Here is a 15239-nt window from a genome sequence, read left to right as displayed (position 1 = left end):
CAGACGGACCCTTGTGGGGTTGAAGCCTAATATCGGTGCAACCAGACTTGCGCTCACCGAGCGTTTCAGACGGACCCTTGTGGGGTTGAAGCCTTGAGATGCGGGTTGACACCAGCGGCGGCGGGCCGGTTTCAGACGGACCCTTGTGGGGTTGAAGCAACATCAAGCGCCAAGCGATCAATGAGGCGCTTCGGAGTTTCAGACGGATCCTCTGTTGGATTGAAACTTGCACCACCCTGCGAGTGTTCCCCGAGGTGGTCTGGTCTCAGACAGACGGTTGTGAAGTTGAAGCTGTCACGTCTACCGTTTACTCCGGAAGCGGTGGTGTGTCTCTCGCTGCTGACCACCAATCACAGCCAGCGAGTCGGCACATTGGTTAGACGCTCGCGACCGTGCTCCCGACCCAGACACCAAGCGCTGCGCCGGCGATCCCCAGTCCCAGCAGCGCGTAGTTCGCGAGCGGGTTCTTCGCTTTGACTAAGTCAAGCGAGTAGCGCGTCTCGTCGACGGGACTTAGTGGCCGGACGCCCGCCGGCGTCAGTGCGTCGGCGGCGACGTGTGAGGCGATGGTTCCGGCACCGACGATGAACCCTGTCATGGCTGATACGACGGGGCCAGTGATGGTAAGCGCCACCGTACCCGACGCCGTGAGCACGCCGACCAGCAGCGCGAACCAGACCGTGTGGGTCAGGCCGCGGTGCGTGACACCCGGTACCCGCTGATCGAGATCAGGCACCATCGCGAGGGCAACCGCCGTGGCTCCGGCCATGAGGGCGAGCTCGACGAAGCCGGCGGCAATGAGGAGCGCGCCGGTTGGGGCAACAAAGAGTAGCGCTGCGCCGTAGTGGCCGTTCTGGTACATCGGCCTACAACTCGTCCATCAGCTGCTCGGTCTTCTCGCGCCGGGCCGCGGCCTCGCGGACCTCGTTCAGTCCATCGACGTTTAGGTCAACGTGCATTCCGCCGTCACGACTATCCTTTTTGATGACCTTCCGCCGCTCCAGTTCCGATGCGGCTTTCGAGACATCACTGGTCGTCGACACGCCCAGGCGCTCGGCGACGGCGTCGTAGGACACCCAGCTGCCCTCGTCGATGATGGTTGCGAGCACGCCCTTGATGTACCGCGGTGAGCAGGTCGCCTCCTCTTTTGCGCCATCGATGTACCCGGACAGCGTCGTCCTCAAGGAACGACTCGTAGTCGGCCAGGGGTTCCAGCGTTTCCGGCTGCTGGTCGCGAAGTCGATTGTTCTCGGCTTCGAGTTCGTCCACACGTTCACGAAGCTCGGTAGTGTTCTCACCAGTAGCGCCGGCGTCCGGAGCCGTTACGTCAACATCCACATCGAACGCACTGGCCAGTTCCTGGACGTGCTCAGCGGCCCCGTCGAAGGCTGCTCGGACTTCTTGGACCTCGGCCTCCAAGTCGGCGACGTCGTCCTGGAGTCCATCGCGCTCGTCGCGGAGCTCGTCGATAGTCGCCTGCTGTTCGTCAAGACGCTCCTGGAGACCGTCGCGCTCGGACTTCAGTTCCGATACGCGCTCCTGCAGGTCCGCCACACCTTCCCCAACGTCTTGGGCAGCGGCTGGTGCGGCATCACCACTGTCAGCGAGATTTTTCAGCGCATCGCCGAGTCGCGAGGTATCGGCCAATTCCTGCTCCAGCTCCTCTTTCTCCTCGCGTAGGCGCTCATTCTCTTCACGGAGCTGTTCAAGTTCGTCCTGGCGTTGCTCGCGACGCTCGCGCTCGGCCTCGACCTCCTCCTGAATGTCCTCGAGGACGTTGCTCAGTTCGTCGGGAGTCTCGGGGAGCTCGAACGACTCTTCGCGAGGGTCCGGCGACCGGCGCTTCCGGACCTTCGTCGGGCCCACGAGGTCGCCGTCCGTGATGGACTCGCCGCGCGCGAGGATCTCCCCGGTGCCTAGATTGGCCAGTTCCTCCTCGGAGCAGCGCAGCGCGTCAGCCGTCCGGTCAACGTCCTCATCACCGGGTTTGTGGGCGATGTAGTCATCGCATAGCTGGATGATGCCGTTGTGCAAAAATGCCCGGCGCTGGTAGCCCGTGATGACCGAGATACCCTTGTTGCCACCCTCCGTAGCGACCTTGATGAGTTGCCCCCGACAGCGCTTGACGTGTTCGTCGAGTTTAGGCTCCGGAGCGCTGTCTTTCGGGGCCATGTAATGGACCTCATCAACAGCGAGTAGCGACTTCGTCCGGTCGCCGCTGCGGTACTTCTCGTGGGCCCGGTCGTTTAGGCTTCGGACCGCCCGGGCCGCCGCTTCGTGGACCCGGCTGCCCTCGGCCTCGTAGTCGGCATAGGTGCTGACATCCAGCAGGACCTTCATGCCGCGATCGAGAACCCACGAGCCCAGCTGGTCGAGATCCTCCAGCCCGACGGCGAGGTCGACGCCGTCCTCTTCGCGAGCACCGACCACGACGATATCCTCGTCTTCGAGGCGGACTGGCGACAGCGCCCCCAGTCGTTCGACGATGAGCGTCGGGATGGCCACGTCGGCGAGGTCCTCCAGGATGACCGCCAGTGTGTTGCTCTTTCCAGTGCCGCTGGTCCCCTCGACGGACAGCCGGAAGTCCTGCTCTGCAACGGGGTCGAACTGGACATCGCCGAGCGTGACAGTCGAGTCGGTCATCTTTTCGGGGCCGAGTTGGGCCTGCTCAGGCATCGTCTTTCTCTCGCGGGTCGTCGGCAAGCTCATAGAGTCCGTTGTTGTAGAGATTGACCACATGATCGTGCTCCTCCAGCCGCTGTAGTCGTTGTCCGAGGTATGTACTTGTCACCTCACGCGCGCCTTCATCGGCCATACGGTCGCGTGCGTAGGCTGGTGTTACACGCCCCTCACGGAGATAATCCAACAGATCTCGGTCGACGTCACGGAGATCATCATCGTCCAACGCCATAGGGTTCGTTTCTTCGGCTTGCATTACAAGCTTACTCTTCAATCCGTTCGTGTAAAAAGCTTGCTACGGGAGTTGCCTATACAGGTTTGTATCACAAACTATTAGTGCAAGGCCGCTATACTATGAAGTAGAGACGCCAGGTGCCACAGAAAGTGGCCGACTGTTCCAGCAGTCGACCGGTGTCTCGTGGAGCCGAGACATGCAAGACTACATCGCACCCACCGAAAAGAGTACTGTTCCCGACGGCGCTGCGCTCGTCGGCACCGATTCCGAGGGTCGCAGCCACTACTACATGGCAGCTGCCGCTTATGACGAGCGCGTGTTCGTCGTCGACGGCGACGCCGTCCAAGTCTTCGACCTCGCCGACACTGGCCGTGACATCGACGATTGGGTCCGCCACGTCAAGGCGTGGGACGACCTCCGCTACGACGAGGGCTTCGGCGAGATGCTCGCCCGCGCCATGGAGGCCGGTGCGTGATGGTCGAACAGAACCTCACTCACCGCGAGGCACGCAACATCTCCCATGACACAGACCTGCCCGACGCCGAGTCCGAAATACTGCGGGACCTCCTCGCAGATGATGAGGTCTTCGCAGCGCTGGTGACCGTCCAACAGAACGCCGTCCTCGTCAGCGGGGGTGAACACGACGTCGGCGACGATGTCGAACGGCTTGCCGGCGAGGCTGCCGGGGCAGCTGGGGCAGCCATCGACGAGGTCGTCACGGCTCGAATCGACGACGCTCAGCGCATCGGCGACCTTGCCGAGGAGCTCAACGAGTCGTGGCTCATCGCAACGAAACTCTACCAGGCCGGCTACGAAACCACCGAAGCACTGGCCGGTGTGTCGCAATCGGCGCTGGTCGACGTTGTGCCACACAGCGCGGCGGCTCGCGTGCAGGCGACACTGGACACGCAGGAGGTGAGCGGCGATGCTGATGCGTGAGGGCGACCACCTGCCGCTTCTCGCGCAAGACCCTGTCCTCTGGTGGTGGTTCGATGCCGAGTGAGCAGACTCTCGACACTGCCGACGATCGCCCGCAGCTCCACGTCGGCGACCACGTCCACGACCGCGAGAAGGATCGTGATGCGCCGCTGGTCGTCGTTGCGACGCTGGCCGCCCGCGCCGACGAGCACGAGTGCTACGACGGTACGACGGTTGCCGACTACAACGAAGACTACCCAGCCGACGACCGCGTCGTCGAGGCCGTCTTCGCCCAGCGGACCACCGTCGATATCGAACGCGTCCAGCGCTACGCCTACCCGCGTTCACGACTCCAACTGGAGACGCCGGTTCATGACGACGAGGAGGCTGAGAACTGATGGCGGCAGCTGTCGACATCGACGCCCTCACCCAGCTGGACCAGCGCGATGTGGCGGCACTGACCGAGCACATGGACGTCTACCCGGACGACCCCGCCACCCGCGACGAGCAAGTCGCGGTCTACAACCGCGGGCAGCGCTACATCGTCACGCCCCACGTTCCCTGCTGTGACTGTCCGGACATGATCCACCGGCGACCCTCCGGTGGCTGCAAGCACATCCGACGCGTCGAGTTCGCACGCGGCGAGCGCGCAATCCCCGCCGGGGTTGATTACGACGCTATCGACGATGGCCTACACATCGATACCGGGGTGTCCCGATGAGTCCGGACCAGACCGACGCGGTCGTCGTACGACGCCAGCCACTCCGGGGGCCAGCCCAGCGGGACCGTTACGAACCGCGTGACGAGGGCGGCTGGCGTCGCGTTGAGGAGCGCTGGAACGGTTGTCAGTGGGTCTACGTTGGATCGGAGATTGTCGATAGCATCGACATCGAGGGCGCGGAGGTCCTGGCATGACCGAGATGCAGTACGGGCAGGGCCACATCGACTGGGCCCACGTCGAGCTGACGCCGCTTTCGTCGCTACGGCTGGGTGTGTACGTGCCGCTCCCACGCGACCGACTCGCGTTGTTGGCGTACCGACGGTCGAGCGGGGTCGAGGTCGATCTCAAATGAAGTCCTTCGCTGACCCGTCAACGACGTTCGAACTCGTCTTCGAGGAGGCCTCGGTCGGGCAGGGCGGGCTGACCGCACGCCGGCCGACCGGCGAGATTCGGTGTACCGAGTGTAGGGCTGTGGCGACGAACATCGACGACTTCCCACACGAGCAGTGGTGCCCACAGCGGTTCGTTCACTCGCAGTGGTACGCTGAGCAGCTGCTTGACTGATCCCACCGCTTCGGGTACTGGAGTAGACTTTTATCCGACCTATCGTCACAGTCGCGGATATGGTAGCCAACCGGGAGATATTTGATTCCAATTGTCCTTACAGGGGAGGCACCATCTCGACGCCGAAGCCAACTGTGTGTACTCGCGCGCGAGGCAATTACTCCTGATACCAAGACGTAACATGGCTATCACATGGTCCAACCATTGGTACGCATAGACTTCAATGAGGAGTAAACCGAATATAACTAAAAGACAAGATTATCGTTTTCCGACCACTATATAAAGCTATTATCGAAGATAGTACCCACGGAGCAGGTTTTATATAATCGGGACTGTTGGAATCATATGTACATGACAGAAATGACTGATCGTGGTGATGGACATCCCGACAACAAAGACGGGCCACCACTTGAGCATTTCAGGAAAAAACTTTCCGCCAGTGGTAGCGGCGGCGGCGTATCGCTCCACTTTGATGCACACTTTGCCTCTGAATACCAGCTCGATCCAGAGACAGAGGTTGATGTCCAAGTTGTGGAAGAGAACGGGGATGTCAAGCTTGAGATCAGAAATATCCCCGCAGGCTTCACGTACAACGACTTGGAGGAGTTCGCTGATGCACGAGGCTGGCTCAAGACAGATGAGTACGCCTCTGAAGACACGGATGAGTGGTACCTCACCTACCGAAGTGAGAGCGAAGCGGTCCGGATCGAAATCGACTCCGAGTCACAAATCAACGGGAGTGTGGTAAACAATGTGATCATCCAAAGCGATCCCATCGATGTCACCGGGGACAAAGAATTGTACAACCGGCTGTGTGCACAGGCAGTCCGAAAGGACCTCCGTGTCCAAGTAGATGATACCAAAGGACTCTGGAACCAACTCCGTGGGTCGCCAGATTACGAAACTGACGACGCCCCCAGTGAAGAGACGTTTGAACAGTTGAGCAACGCTGCAGAACAGGTCCGCGCGCAGTTGGTCTGTCAACGTACATCGCTGAAGACCACCGTTGACGATCTCGAAGAGATTGTCAGCGAAATGGAATCCGCATACAGCGAGTTGGCAGATAACTAATCCTCTGCCTCACATTCCTTGAGCAAATCCGTTACAAGCTGTTTGACTACGCGGCGCGTTGGGTCCTCCAGAGCATCGATCTGTCGCTGTTCAAACTCGGCTCTCTCGATACTTCGGAGTACTCCTTGACGCTCTTGTCGATCAAGCCAGCCAGCCCCAATATCATCTTCTAGTACTGTTGTTAGTTCTGCAAAAATATCTAAGCCGCATTCTTTCGCGGCTAGTTTCCAGTCTTCGACCATGTCCTCTTTTTCACGACTGGCAAGTACGATTACCGCGTCAGCTGGTTGAATGACTGTCTGCAGCTCGTCCGTTATTTTACCTGGTGCATCGGCCAAGACAAGTCGCTCGTCTCGCCCCTCAAACATAGCTTGCCGTTCCTCAGCACGCTCTTTGGACCACTCTACGTCCCGTTTTTGTTCGACCTCATCGTTGGTGTCGACAAGCGCTGCCAGTGAATTATCTGTGACATCCAATGGCATCCATGTGAATGAGATATTGTATGAGCGATTTCGTTTACGTTCTCGGATAACCTGAATCATGCAGGCAGTGAATGTACTCTTGCCAGAATGAGGGGGCCCACAGACCACTACTTTCATACAACATAATCATGATATCCAAAGGTAATATCATTTGGGACGAACAAAAATACGTTTCCGGACATCACGCACCCATTTATATACCACGCTATCATCAGTCGCTGACATGATTGCGGACCGGTCGGTCTTTGACGACACGTACGCCCCGCAACGCCTCCTCCACCGCGACGCTGCCGTCGACCGGCTTGCCACTGCGCTCGCACCCACAAAGCGCGGCCAGCAAGGCGATGACCTCCTCATCGAGGGGTCGCCCGGCGTCGGGAAGACTGTCCTGGCGCGACACACACTCAGCCAGCTGTCCGAGCGCCACGATCTCGACTACACCCACGTCGAGTGTATGGGAGCGTCGACGGCGAGCATCATCCGAGAAGTACTGGCGGCGGTCGGGCCCAAACCCGCTACCAACACACCACTCGAAGACCTGTGTCTCTCCTTGCGCGAGCGTGTTGAGGACCCGTTGGTGGTTATCCTCGACGAGGCCTCTGGCATCCACGACACCAAGGCGCTCGACCGGTTGGCCGACGTCACCGGCATCTCGCTGGTGGTCATCTGCTACAACGCTGCCGAGTGGCTGACCCACGCCCCCAGACGGATCACCCACCGGTTGCACGGACAGACGCTGACGCTGGATCGCTACGGCACCGATGAGCTGGCCGACATCCTCGAACCCCGCGCCGAGAAGGGGCTGGACTATGGCGTCGTCGCCCGACGCCAGCTCGAAATGATCGCCGACGAGGTCGCTGGCATCGCCCGCTTCGGGATCTACTCGCTGCTGGCCGCGGCGACGCTGGCACAGGATCGGGACCACCACACCGTTCGCGATGAGGACGTCGCCGGCGCGTATCCACTGGCCCGGGAGTGGATGCGGCAGGCAGCGCTGGACTCGCTGTCGTTCCATCACCACCTGCTCTACGCGCTGGTACGGGACGCCGTGGAAATCGACGGCGAGACGCTGCACGACCGCTACGACGCTGTCGCCGACAGGATGTACGACGGCCGCTCGCGAACGCCACTGGCGGAGCGGTCACAGCGCCGGAAGCTCCGGAAGCTCGATGAGTACGACCTTGTTGAGCGGCTGGGCTCAACGCGGGATCGTCGGTATGCGGTTATCGACCAGAGTGTCCGATCAGGCTACGATATCGACCTGAGTACAGAGCTACAACCTGGTACGTAAAACAGATAATTGGGCAAACACTTTTCCGGCCGCTGGGTGAGGGCTGAAACATGGACCCACAGGACATCAGAGAGGACCCTGCAGGCGCTGCGACTGACGTGTCCGCGCTTCGGAAAACTGTTGTCGAGTTCGAGGAGGACATCGCCGACGGGCTGACCGGCGGGTACTACGACCTCGGGACAGATCTTAACCTCAACGCCATCGCCATCGGAATGGGGCTGGCCAACATCAAGTACGACCCCGAAACGTTCCCGGCTATCGTGTACCATCTCGATGACGGACGGCCGACGGTCATCATCTTTGAGGACGGGCACCTCTCGGTCATCGATGCTGACAGTGCCGACGCCGTCCAGGAGGCCGTCACGATCACCGCCGAACGGATGGGCGAACTCGGATTGTATCAGGGCGATGCCCCCGTCGAAGATGATATCGCGGTCACCGAGATCGACGCGTAGGCCCCGACTAAATTATTCGGACATCTAGCACCTTTTTAAACAACAGCCACCCCTCGGTGTGGTGTGTATGCCACAGAAAATGAGTATCCGGGACTACGCCGGCAATGAAGTTGAGGTACGCCAGCAGGGCCGCAGCGAGGATGGCCACCGCCTGAAGGTCACCCATCCTGATGGCCGGCGCTGGATCTGCCAAGTCAGTCTGTCCGGTGAAGTGGACGTCGAGAGTACCTACCGCGGTGGGGAACTGGCCGATATCGAGACGCCCGACTGGCTGGAAGATGAGCTGTCGATGATCGCACAACCCGCGTGAGAATGTCACGACTCGCCGACGAGCTCGTCGAGATATTCGTCAAAATCAACGTCATCGTCGTGGTATTCGGCGCGATGTTCGTATGCCAAGCGGCCGCGCTCTGTCAGTTCGTACAGACCCGAGTCTTCGTAGGGGCCGATCTTCTCTACGAGATCATAATCCAGCAAATACGGCATCCGCTGGTTGATGTAGTTTCGCGCTCGGTCGATATCGAGCGCGATGTTCGCCGGGATATTTCGTCCATCCCGCAGCACGGACAGGATGAGGAAATCGGTCTCGGTGAGTTTCAATTCATCAGGCAGTTTCACAGCCATCACTATCATACCGTTGGTAAGGACTGGTTAAATAACCGACGCCAACGATACTAAAGTGACTAAGCGGCGCTAAGATTAAGTGGCCCCTGACTCATAGATAGAACTGGAAGCCGAACCCTACTCGCCAAAAGCGGCCCTCGAATGGTGCCCTAACACCTCGGGCCGTGGCTTCCGAAGCCTGTAAGGGCGATTCCGGAAACCATGCAACAATCCAATCACCGGGCTCATAAAAGTGAGCCCAACACGACGAGTACAGCCCGCCGCACGAGCGGCGATGATTCTCCAGAAGACGATGTCGACGCAAAAACGGACTCGCGCGAAGACGCGAGTCACCCGGAGAGGACTCAGATAGGGGCCGGGTCCTCCACGCTGACGGACGACCCGCAGTCAAAAAACACTGTCCGCGCGTGTCCGGAGTGCGACACGACGGCCATCACCGCCCGCTCGGGTGACAAGCTCCGAGGCCGGCCCTCGGACGACCACTACGCGTGCCGGCACTGCGGGGCCACCTTCGACGATCCCATTGAGCGCGAGCGGCAGGCCACGCCCGGCGATCCCGGCTACATCGCGGGCAAACTCGCGAAAGCCGACCCCGACGATGTCAGCGCTGACCACGTCGGTGAGCCGATGACCGACGGTGGCAAATACGAGTGTGACGCCTGTGGAGATACGTTCCAGACGCTCACGAAACTCCGTATCCACGAAAAAGACGACTGCCCGCAGCGCGAGACGTTCACCGAACTCAACCCCGACAGCGACGGTGTGGGGCTAGACGCCGCCGAGGGCCTGCTGACCTGCCGGAGCTGTGACCAAGAGTTCCCTAACGTTCGGTATGACCAGCGGACCAGCTTTGCCGACGGTAACTTCCATATCATCGTCGAGTTCGAGTGTCCCGGCTGTGGGTTCGACAACGAAAACCGCATCGTCGCGACCGGCGTGGACCGAGACAATCTCGACGACCTACCCGAGCACCTTCACCCCGACGACGAGGAGATAGCCACCGACGGCGGGATCACTGTTGAGGGCAAGCGACCCGAAGACGTTATCGAGCAGGTCACCCGCAGCGCTGAGCCAGCCCTCGCCAGCGATGAGCTCAACGCGCTCGAGCGCGTAGCTGACCATCTCCGCGATGCGGACCACCCAGCCGGCGCCAGCGTCGACGAACAGCTCACCGACACCCGCATCGAGGCCGCCTCGAAACTCCGCACGCTCGCGGATGATCTCGAACGCGCGGCGCGACACTCGGTGGCCGACGATGTCGACGTGTCCGTGCATGTGACCGTCGAGGAGACGTTCCGTGGCTCGTGGGGTGATGACTGATGTCGGAACCCTCCGCGTGCGCCCGCGAGCGCCAGCACACCATGCCAGAGGCGATGGCCTGTATCAAAGACCCGACCGGTGTGCTGCTCGCGCCGACGGCCGACATCCAGCTCACCACGCTCGCGAACGTCACAGTCGCGACGACTGAGTCCGAGGAGTGGATCAAGAGTAACGTCGTGGTCGAGCGGGAGGCGTGGTGCTGATGGCCGGCGCAATCACCCGTGACGAACGACGCCATCGGATCGAGCAAGACGACGGCGACCTCGACGACACCGTCTACCGAGTCCGGACAAGCGGCCGCGGCGACATCTGCTACCACGACGACCCGGACTGTGCCGACCTCACGGCCGACGATCCAGCGGACATGACCCGGCGGGAGTGTCACCGCCGGCTGTATCCGGCCTGTACGAAGTGTGTCCTCGACCAGCCACACGGTGGTCGTAGCGACCAGCGGCCCTCGCTGCGGCACAAACTCGATGAGGTCGACTACGAGTTCGAATGGGACCGCAAGCACGGCGAGGAGGTGGTGTAGATGGCAGCCACATCACGCCAGCCTGCGGCGCGAAGCCACCCACCGAACGAAGATCTCTCGTGGGATCTGGACCAGCTCCCGCTGCCGGCCGACCAGTCCGCGACCGCCGCCGCACTGGCCGCTCTCGATGAGGCCGACAACGGGCAGCGCAAGACGGTCAAGCGTGTCCGGGCGGCACTGTGTGGCGAGATTCCCGCCGACGAACCGCGCCCGATTGACTGGCTGCGGGCCATCCAACACACCGGCGGTGACCTCGTCGTAGTGACCTGGTCGAGCGCTGGGTTCAACGAGATCGAGTACGTTCCCGATGAGGGGCGGTTTTTCGTCGCCGGCTACTCGTCGCTGGACCGACTCCAAGGCGAGGACCCATACTTTCGCGAGGTCGCTACCCGGTCCGCTGCGAAGGATCTTCTCCATGGAGCGCCCCGGGCTGTGACCACTGACGAAGCCACGCTGGTCGAGGGAGGTGCGGACTGATGGCGGTCGCTGACTGCCAGGACTGCTCGTGGTCCGAGACTGCGCAGGATCTCGTGTCGGCGAGCGACGAAGCTGAGCGCCACGAACGTAAGGAACGGCACGATGTCGAGGTCAAGCGCGTTGCGACGGACGGTGGCGTGAGCCGTCGCGACGCCATCGCGACCACGGCCCAGCTGACCGGTGTCGGCGACCAAGACACTACCTGCCAACACGGCATCGTTGGCTGTCCCGGACCAGAGGGCGACTGGCTCGACAGCTGTGTTGAGTGCTTTTTCGAAGGTGGTGACGACGATGTCTGAGGGCGACACCTACGACGTCGACGGCGAGGTTGGCGTCCTGGACGACGACGGCGAGGCGGTCGAGGATACTACGGCCCGGCTCCGCGGTGAACATGTCGCGACGGTCTATCTCATCGACACTGGTGAGGCAACCCACGTCTGGCCGGGCGGCTACCCGACCGGCGCGGAGGCCAACGACGACTGGACAGTCATGACCGCGTGGTGGCACATCGACACCGTCCGGAGGCGGATAGCATGACGCGACGGCCAGCTATCGAGAACCGGCCGGATGGACCCGGGCTTAGCCCTAATCTCTGGGACATGCACCGGCGTCACGTCGCCGCTGCGAACCACATGCAGGCCGAAGGCTGCTACGTCTCGTATTGTTCCGTCCACAGCGGCTACGATCGCACGTTACACCCCTACATCCACGGTCGACGGCCAGCAGATATCGTCGCGGCAGTGCGGGAGGTGCTCAGTCTGTGAGCAACCCGCTGTTCGACGCCCTCGGCGGTCACTTCCGGGGTGAACGAGTCCGTGTCGTCGGCAACGACGGCACCACCTACGAGGGCTGGGCCGAGCGCCTGCACTACCACGACCGCCATGTCCTGCTCCGTGACGCAGTCAACGTGGACCGCGACGACGATATCGGGACGGCCTACGTCGCCCACTGCGATAGCATCGAGATTCTAGAGGCCAAGAGTCACATCGAGACAGTCAGTCCCGACGCCATCGAGCCGGCGCCGTACGCCGTTCGCGAGTTCGACCGTGAAGGGAACTGCGGCTACATCGCTCGCGTTCGCAACGACGGCTGGACCGGCTCGTTCCCTGTCGTCCGGCCCGTCGATGGCACGGAAGCTTTCGAGGTCGTTGAAGGACACAAACGCCTGTGGGTCGCCGAGCAAGCCGGCCTCACCACGCACCCGGTCGAGATCGTCGACGTCGACGACTGGGAGCTCGCCCGACGTTTCGTCGTCGACCACCTACCCGATGAGGAACAGGTCCACGACGACGGCACGGCCACGGGCTGTTACGATGACGCCCAGATCGAGACCGTTATCGACCGGCTCACCGACGAGTGGGGCGAGCGAGCGTTTGCCCTCCCGCGGGTCCAGTTCAATGCCGACCGGCTCGGGTTCGACGCCGACGGTGATGCCACCGAGCAAGAGACGGATCCCACTGATACGGCCGATGACATAGATGACGAGGCGGCCGATGCCGACGGCGAAGTCGCTGTTGACGACGACGAGTTGTCAGAGCTACCGCCAACAGGCGAGGAGGTACTCGCTGCCCTCGCCGAGCATGGTGAGCTCCCCAGTGCCGAGCTAAAACACATTACCCAGCGGAGCTTGCAGGCTATCTCAACGAATCTCAACGCCCTCGAAGAGATGGGGCGCGTCGAGTCGCGGGCAGATCCCGACGACGGCCGCCGACAGCTCTACTCACTTGTCGACGAAAGCAAACGAGATGACCACCGCGTCGGTGACCCTATCGACGAGGACAGCGCCGGTGCACAAGAGGCCGAGGCCGACGGTGGTGTCACGACTGAGTCGGATGGAGATCTGCCGCCGGGCGTCACAGCACAGGATATCCGTGATGCCGTCGAGGCTGTCGAGGGGCGCCAGCGAGAAGGACTCAGTTACCTCGCGACGTCGCCAACGAGCTGAACGTTCGGGAAGCCAGAGCCCGCCTGTTCTGTCACACCGTCGGTGTGTACAACCAGGTAACCGACGCCAGCAGCTACCGGGGTGAGACCTGATGCAGCCGGTTCACCACGGTCTTGTGATGCTGCTCTTGGGGCTCGCCTCGCTGGTCGTGACCGCCTTCATCGTGGGGGCGATACCATGACCACCACCCGGGGCAACGCTGACTGGATCGACTGCATTCGCTGTGGTGGCACCGGTGAACACGTCGAATGCATCGACGATATCTGTCACGCGAAGGGCCACTGCATGCACGGCGACAATTGCTGTGTGCTGTGTGAGGGACTGGGCCGTATCACCACCGAACTCGCCACGCGATGGCGCCAGCGCGATTCCTTCGAGGGGGTAACCGCGCCGGCGCCGGACCTGCGAGCTCGAGGGAAACTTCACGCCGCTGCTCGCGAGGTCCACGAGGACCACGAGCGCTCACTGCAGGAGGCTGATTTCTGATGAGTAAAACTGCTGATACACAAATTGACGACCCTGACGACGACCGACTCGAAACGCTGTACAACGTCCACGAAGAGCTGCAGACAATCGCCGAGAGCGACGTTCCCTACGCCGAATATGCGGAAAACTGGCTTGCGTCTCTTCGGGAGGCTGGCTACGATGTCTGAGTCACTCGTCCAGTCCTTCGATACGGATAGAGACGTCGTCGCCGATTTCAGCTTCGACAGTCGCGATGGCTTCGGCAAGGTCGCTGTCGGCGGCGACCATGCTGTCCATCGCATCCTGTCGCTGTCGTTCGGCCTCTTCGGCCGCGGTCTGGGAGAGGACCTGGCCACACCACACGCAAGCGTCTTTCTCCCGGGGCGTCTTCTGCTCGCAGCGCGGGCAGACCAGTGGACCGACAGCATCGGGTTCGTCAGCTTCGACATCAAGGCCGTGGGCGCGGGCGATCTCCCGCTCGCTGGCGTCGTCGAAGACGGCGATGTACCGGCTCGCGATGTCGGATCCACGCGTCCAGCCGTGGTGTTCTTCGAGGTGGGCCTGCGAGACGCCCTGCGAGGCGAGATAGCTGGCCGAGGACTTTCGGAAGTGCGTCGGCGTGACGGTCTTGTCGACGCCGGCGCGGTCGGCGACGTCTTTCAGTGCGTCACGGACACGGTTGTTCGAGATGCTCTCTGGCGACGAGAGCTTGCACCACAGCGGGTCGGTGTCGCCGCCGGGGTGATCGTCGAGCCATCGGCGGACATAGGGCACCGATGGGACGAGGACGGGCGATCGGCGGCCGTTCTTCCCGTTGAGTGTGACCTGCAGGCCGTAGTCGTGATCGACGATATCGCCAGGTGTGAGGTCGTAGAGTTCGCCGGGGCGAGGGCCCAGATCCCATGCGAGGGCGACCAGCGCTCGGTCGCGGGAGTTGAGGCAGGCGTCCAACATCGGCTGGATATCGTCGGCCCAGTCCAGCATGGTTGCGGGGTTCGGTGCCGGGTCGTAGTTGTCGGGATACCCGCCGGGGACCCACTCGACAGCGTCCGGGTACTCGTCACCGTCGGTGACGATCTTCCCGATCGTGCGGAACGCGACGCGGTAGTCCTTGTTTGTCTCGGGACTGCCGGTCTGTTCGGTGTTGATCCACTGGACGATATCTTCCGCGGCTTCGCGGTCGTCGACGCCATCGGCGAGCCCGCCGACACGCTTCGCGATGATGAGCCCACGCCGGAGCAGGAACTCGTGGCGGTGGTCGGAGAACTCACTGGGGCCCAGCAGGCGGATCTGCCGATCGAGATCGAGGAGGAGATCTCGGTCGGCGTCGCTGATGTCATAGTGACCGTCCTCGAGGCGGTCGACCATGGTGTCGACGGCGCTGGCGGGGTTGTCGGTCATGTAGACAGTGCCACGGGCGACGGGCATGTAAAGCTCGGGTATATTGCCCTCCCCGGGCA

General features: G+C 61.8%; 28 protein-coding genes. 21 read left to right on the top strand and 7 right to left on the bottom strand.

Annotated features, from left to right (window positions below):
* Positions 1-376: 376 nt before the first annotated feature.
* From GJ630_RS17505 to GJ630_RS17490, 4 genes are read right to left on the bottom strand one after another with little or no spacing between them, the layout of a single operon-like run.
* Positions 377-862: a metal-dependent hydrolase gene (locus GJ630_RS17505; RefSeq protein ID WP_191450525.1), complete on the bottom strand. Its 486-nt coding sequence runs from the start codon at positions 860-862 to the stop codon at positions 377-379.
* 4 nt (positions 863-866) lie between these two features.
* Positions 867-1076 (bottom strand): hypothetical protein, encoded by a 210-nt coding sequence (locus GJ630_RS17500; protein ID WP_191450523.1) that lies wholly within the window; start codon positions 1074-1076, stop codon positions 867-869.
* Positions 1027-2709 (bottom strand): hypothetical protein, encoded by a 1683-nt coding sequence (locus GJ630_RS17495; RefSeq protein WP_191450521.1) that lies wholly within the window; start codon positions 2707-2709, stop codon positions 1027-1029. The genes GJ630_RS17500 and GJ630_RS17495 overlap by 50 nt, the downstream gene beginning before the upstream one ends.
* A complete protein-coding gene (locus GJ630_RS17490; protein ID WP_252718851.1) occupies positions 2669-2935 on the bottom strand; it encodes a hypothetical protein in 267 nt (88 codons plus the stop codon). Before GJ630_RS17490 ends, GJ630_RS17495 begins: the two co-directional genes overlap by 41 nt.
* A gap of 175 nt (positions 2936-3110) precedes the next feature.
* Between GJ630_RS17490 and GJ630_RS17485 the strand changes: the two genes are divergently transcribed.
* The 8 genes from GJ630_RS17485 to GJ630_RS17450 all read left to right on the top strand — a co-directional run bounded on the left by GJ630_RS17485 (position 3111) and on the right by GJ630_RS17450 (position 6188).
* A complete protein-coding gene (locus GJ630_RS17485; RefSeq protein ID WP_191450518.1) occupies positions 3111-3389 on the top strand; it encodes a hypothetical protein in 279 nt (92 codons plus the stop codon).
* A complete protein-coding gene (locus GJ630_RS17480; RefSeq protein WP_191450516.1) occupies positions 3389-3853 on the top strand; it encodes a hypothetical protein in 465 nt (154 codons plus the stop codon). The genes GJ630_RS17485 and GJ630_RS17480 overlap by 1 nt, the downstream gene beginning before the upstream one ends.
* A 53-nt stretch (positions 3854-3906) precedes the next feature.
* Positions 3907-4230 (top strand): hypothetical protein, encoded by a 324-nt coding sequence (locus GJ630_RS17475; protein WP_191450514.1) that lies wholly within the window; start codon positions 3907-3909, stop codon positions 4228-4230.
* Positions 4230-4553, top strand: coding sequence for a hypothetical protein (locus GJ630_RS17470; protein ID WP_191450511.1), 324 nt, complete (start codon positions 4230-4232; stop codon positions 4551-4553). Before GJ630_RS17475 ends, GJ630_RS17470 begins: the two co-directional genes overlap by 1 nt.
* Positions 4550-4747 carry a hypothetical protein gene (locus tag GJ630_RS17465; RefSeq protein WP_191450509.1) on the top strand — a complete coding sequence of 66 codons (198 nt, stop codon included), beginning with the start codon at positions 4550-4552 and terminating at the stop codon, positions 4745-4747. The genes GJ630_RS17470 and GJ630_RS17465 overlap by 4 nt, the downstream gene beginning before the upstream one ends.
* Positions 4744-4905, top strand: coding sequence for a hypothetical protein (locus tag GJ630_RS17460; protein ID WP_191450506.1), 162 nt, complete (start codon positions 4744-4746; stop codon positions 4903-4905). Before GJ630_RS17465 ends, GJ630_RS17460 begins: the two co-directional genes overlap by 4 nt.
* Positions 4902-5117 (top strand): hypothetical protein, encoded by a 216-nt coding sequence (locus GJ630_RS17455; protein WP_191450502.1) that lies wholly within the window; start codon positions 4902-4904, stop codon positions 5115-5117. The genes GJ630_RS17460 and GJ630_RS17455 overlap by 4 nt, the downstream gene beginning before the upstream one ends.
* Positions 5118-5462: 345 nt before the next feature.
* Complete coding sequence (locus GJ630_RS17450) at positions 5463-6188, top strand: hypothetical protein (protein WP_049943075.1); 726 nt, start codon at positions 5463-5465, stop codon at positions 6186-6188.
* On the opposite strand, the gene GJ630_RS17445 is transcribed toward GJ630_RS17450, so the two are convergent.
* Positions 6185-6730: a hypothetical protein gene (locus GJ630_RS17445; RefSeq protein WP_191450498.1), complete on the bottom strand. Its 546-nt coding sequence runs from the start codon at positions 6728-6730 to the stop codon at positions 6185-6187. The two genes, GJ630_RS17450 and GJ630_RS17445, sit on opposite strands and share 4 nt — an antisense overlap.
* A gap of 163 nt (positions 6731-6893) precedes the next feature.
* On the opposite strand from GJ630_RS17445, the gene GJ630_RS17440 reads away from it, so the two are divergent.
* From GJ630_RS17440 to GJ630_RS17430, 3 genes are all read left to right on the top strand, one after another.
* Positions 6894-7961, top strand: a complete 1068-nt coding sequence (locus GJ630_RS17440; RefSeq protein WP_191450496.1) for a Cdc6/Cdc18 family protein — start codon at positions 6894-6896, stop codon at positions 7959-7961.
* 50 nt (positions 7962-8011) lie between these two features.
* Positions 8012-8416, top strand: a complete 405-nt coding sequence (locus tag GJ630_RS17435) for a hypothetical protein (protein ID WP_191450494.1) — start codon at positions 8012-8014, stop codon at positions 8414-8416.
* 67 nt (positions 8417-8483) lie between these two features.
* Entirely contained in the window at positions 8484-8726 is a 243-nt protein-coding gene (locus GJ630_RS17430; RefSeq protein WP_252718850.1) for a hypothetical protein, read from the top strand.
* 5 nt (positions 8727-8731) lie between these two features.
* Here GJ630_RS17430 and GJ630_RS17425 read toward each other — a convergent pair whose 3' ends face one another.
* Complete coding sequence (locus GJ630_RS17425; protein ID WP_191450493.1) at positions 8732-9040, bottom strand: phage repressor protein; 309 nt, start codon at positions 9038-9040, stop codon at positions 8732-8734.
* Positions 9041-9241: 201 nt separating this feature from the next.
* Here GJ630_RS17425 and GJ630_RS17420 point away from each other — a divergent pair, with 201 nt between their 5' ends.
* From GJ630_RS17420 to GJ630_RS17375, 10 genes are all read left to right on the top strand, one after another.
* Entirely contained in the window at positions 9242-10360 is a 1119-nt protein-coding gene (locus tag GJ630_RS17420) for a hypothetical protein (RefSeq protein WP_191450492.1), read from the top strand.
* A complete protein-coding gene (locus GJ630_RS17415; protein WP_191450491.1) occupies positions 10360-10563 on the top strand; it encodes a hypothetical protein in 204 nt (67 codons plus the stop codon). Before GJ630_RS17420 ends, GJ630_RS17415 begins: the two co-directional genes overlap by 1 nt.
* The gene (locus GJ630_RS17410) at positions 10563-10892 is read left to right on the top strand and encodes a hypothetical protein (protein WP_170097374.1); all 330 of its coding nucleotides are present in this window, start codon (positions 10563-10565) and stop codon (positions 10890-10892) included. The genes GJ630_RS17415 and GJ630_RS17410 overlap by 1 nt, the downstream gene beginning before the upstream one ends.
* Positions 10893-11369, top strand: coding sequence for a hypothetical protein (locus GJ630_RS17405; RefSeq protein ID WP_191450490.1), 477 nt, complete (start codon positions 10893-10895; stop codon positions 11367-11369).
* The gene (locus tag GJ630_RS17400; RefSeq protein WP_191450489.1) at positions 11369-11668 is read left to right on the top strand and encodes a hypothetical protein; all 300 of its coding nucleotides are present in this window, start codon (positions 11369-11371) and stop codon (positions 11666-11668) included. Before GJ630_RS17405 ends, GJ630_RS17400 begins: the two co-directional genes overlap by 1 nt.
* Positions 11661-11906, top strand: coding sequence for a hypothetical protein (locus tag GJ630_RS17395; RefSeq protein WP_191450487.1), 246 nt, complete (start codon positions 11661-11663; stop codon positions 11904-11906). Before GJ630_RS17400 ends, GJ630_RS17395 begins: the two co-directional genes overlap by 8 nt.
* Positions 11903-12133 carry a hypothetical protein gene (locus GJ630_RS17390; RefSeq protein WP_191450485.1) on the top strand — a complete coding sequence of 77 codons (231 nt, stop codon included), beginning with the start codon at positions 11903-11905 and terminating at the stop codon, positions 12131-12133. Before GJ630_RS17395 ends, GJ630_RS17390 begins: the two co-directional genes overlap by 4 nt.
* On the top strand, positions 12130-13314 hold the full coding sequence (locus GJ630_RS20655) for a MarR family transcriptional regulator (protein WP_191450483.1): 1185 nt from the start codon (positions 12130-12132) through the stop codon (positions 13312-13314). The genes GJ630_RS17390 and GJ630_RS20655 overlap by 4 nt, the downstream gene beginning before the upstream one ends.
* Before the next feature lie 177 nt (positions 13315-13491).
* Positions 13492-13800: a hypothetical protein gene (locus tag GJ630_RS17380; RefSeq protein WP_191450481.1), complete on the top strand. Its 309-nt coding sequence runs from the start codon at positions 13492-13494 to the stop codon at positions 13798-13800.
* Positions 13800-13967: a hypothetical protein gene (locus GJ630_RS17375; protein WP_155120729.1), complete on the top strand. Its 168-nt coding sequence runs from the start codon at positions 13800-13802 to the stop codon at positions 13965-13967. The genes GJ630_RS17380 and GJ630_RS17375 overlap by 1 nt, the downstream gene beginning before the upstream one ends.
* Position 13968: 1 nt before the next feature.
* Here GJ630_RS17375 and GJ630_RS17370 read toward each other — a convergent pair.
* On the bottom strand, positions 13969-15239 hold a 1271-nt coding region (locus GJ630_RS17370; RefSeq protein WP_371727840.1), incomplete at its 5' end, for a tyrosine-type recombinase/integrase.

Origin of the sequence: Haloarcula sp. CBA1122 (genome assembly GCF_009741785.1) — an archaeon.
GTDB classification, from domain to species: Archaea; Halobacteriota; Halobacteria; order Halobacteriales; family Haloarculaceae; genus Haloarcula; species Haloarcula hispanica.
The sequence above is the reverse complement of the archived record's forward strand: the minus strand, read 5'-3'. Positions and strand labels throughout refer to the sequence as shown.

Bases quoted from the DNA above. Each gene is read 5' to 3' on its own strand.
- GJ630_RS17490 (WP_252718851.1), bottom strand. From the start codon at position 2,935: ATGCAAGCCGAAGAAACGAACCCTATGGCGTTGGACGATGATGATCTC.
- GJ630_RS17440 (WP_191450496.1), top strand. From the start codon at position 6,894: ATGATTGCGGACCGGTCGGTCTTTGACGACACGTACGCCCCGCAACGC.
- GJ630_RS17475 (WP_191450514.1), top strand. From the start codon at position 3,907: ATGCCGAGTGAGCAGACTCTCGACACTGCCGACGATCGCCCGCAGCTC.
- GJ630_RS17445 (WP_191450498.1), bottom strand. From the start codon at position 6,730: ATGATTCAGGTTATCCGAGAACGTAAACGAAATCGCTCATACAATATC.
- GJ630_RS17495 (WP_191450521.1), bottom strand. From the start codon at position 2,709: ATGAGCTTGCCGACGACCCGCGAGAGAAAGACGATGCCTGAGCAGGCC.
- GJ630_RS17430 (WP_252718850.1), top strand. From the start codon at position 8,484: ATGCCACAGAAAATGAGTATCCGGGACTACGCCGGCAATGAAGTTGAG.
- GJ630_RS17455 (WP_191450502.1), top strand. From the start codon at position 4,902: ATGAAGTCCTTCGCTGACCCGTCAACGACGTTCGAACTCGTCTTCGAG.
- GJ630_RS17375 (WP_155120729.1), top strand. From the start codon at position 13,800: ATGAGTAAAACTGCTGATACACAAATTGACGACCCTGACGACGACCGA.
- GJ630_RS17400 (WP_191450489.1), top strand. From the start codon at position 11,369: ATGGCGGTCGCTGACTGCCAGGACTGCTCGTGGTCCGAGACTGCGCAG.
- GJ630_RS17450 (WP_049943075.1), top strand. From the start codon at position 5,463: ATGTACATGACAGAAATGACTGATCGTGGTGATGGACATCCCGACAAC.
- GJ630_RS17435 (WP_191450494.1), top strand. From the start codon at position 8,012: ATGGACCCACAGGACATCAGAGAGGACCCTGCAGGCGCTGCGACTGAC.
- GJ630_RS17505 (WP_191450525.1), bottom strand. From the start codon at position 862: ATGTACCAGAACGGCCACTACGGCGCAGCGCTACTCTTTGTTGCCCCA.
- GJ630_RS17425 (WP_191450493.1), bottom strand. From the start codon at position 9,040: ATGGCTGTGAAACTGCCTGATGAATTGAAACTCACCGAGACCGATTTC.
- GJ630_RS17465 (WP_191450509.1), top strand. From the start codon at position 4,550: ATGAGTCCGGACCAGACCGACGCGGTCGTCGTACGACGCCAGCCACTC.
- GJ630_RS17415 (WP_191450491.1), top strand. From the start codon at position 10,360: ATGTCGGAACCCTCCGCGTGCGCCCGCGAGCGCCAGCACACCATGCCA.
- GJ630_RS17470 (WP_191450511.1), top strand. From the start codon at position 4,230: ATGGCGGCAGCTGTCGACATCGACGCCCTCACCCAGCTGGACCAGCGC.
- GJ630_RS17410 (WP_170097374.1), top strand. From the start codon at position 10,563: ATGGCCGGCGCAATCACCCGTGACGAACGACGCCATCGGATCGAGCAA.
- GJ630_RS17405 (WP_191450490.1), top strand. From the start codon at position 10,893: ATGGCAGCCACATCACGCCAGCCTGCGGCGCGAAGCCACCCACCGAAC.
- GJ630_RS17460 (WP_191450506.1), top strand. From the start codon at position 4,744: ATGACCGAGATGCAGTACGGGCAGGGCCACATCGACTGGGCCCACGTC.
- GJ630_RS17380 (WP_191450481.1), top strand. From the start codon at position 13,492: ATGACCACCACCCGGGGCAACGCTGACTGGATCGACTGCATTCGCTGT.
- GJ630_RS17480 (WP_191450516.1), top strand. From the start codon at position 3,389: ATGGTCGAACAGAACCTCACTCACCGCGAGGCACGCAACATCTCCCAT.
- GJ630_RS17485 (WP_191450518.1), top strand. From the start codon at position 3,111: ATGCAAGACTACATCGCACCCACCGAAAAGAGTACTGTTCCCGACGGC.
- GJ630_RS17420 (WP_191450492.1), top strand. From the start codon at position 9,242: ATGCAACAATCCAATCACCGGGCTCATAAAAGTGAGCCCAACACGACG.
- GJ630_RS17390 (WP_191450485.1), top strand. From the start codon at position 11,903: ATGACGCGACGGCCAGCTATCGAGAACCGGCCGGATGGACCCGGGCTT.
- GJ630_RS17395 (WP_191450487.1), top strand. From the start codon at position 11,661: ATGTCTGAGGGCGACACCTACGACGTCGACGGCGAGGTTGGCGTCCTG.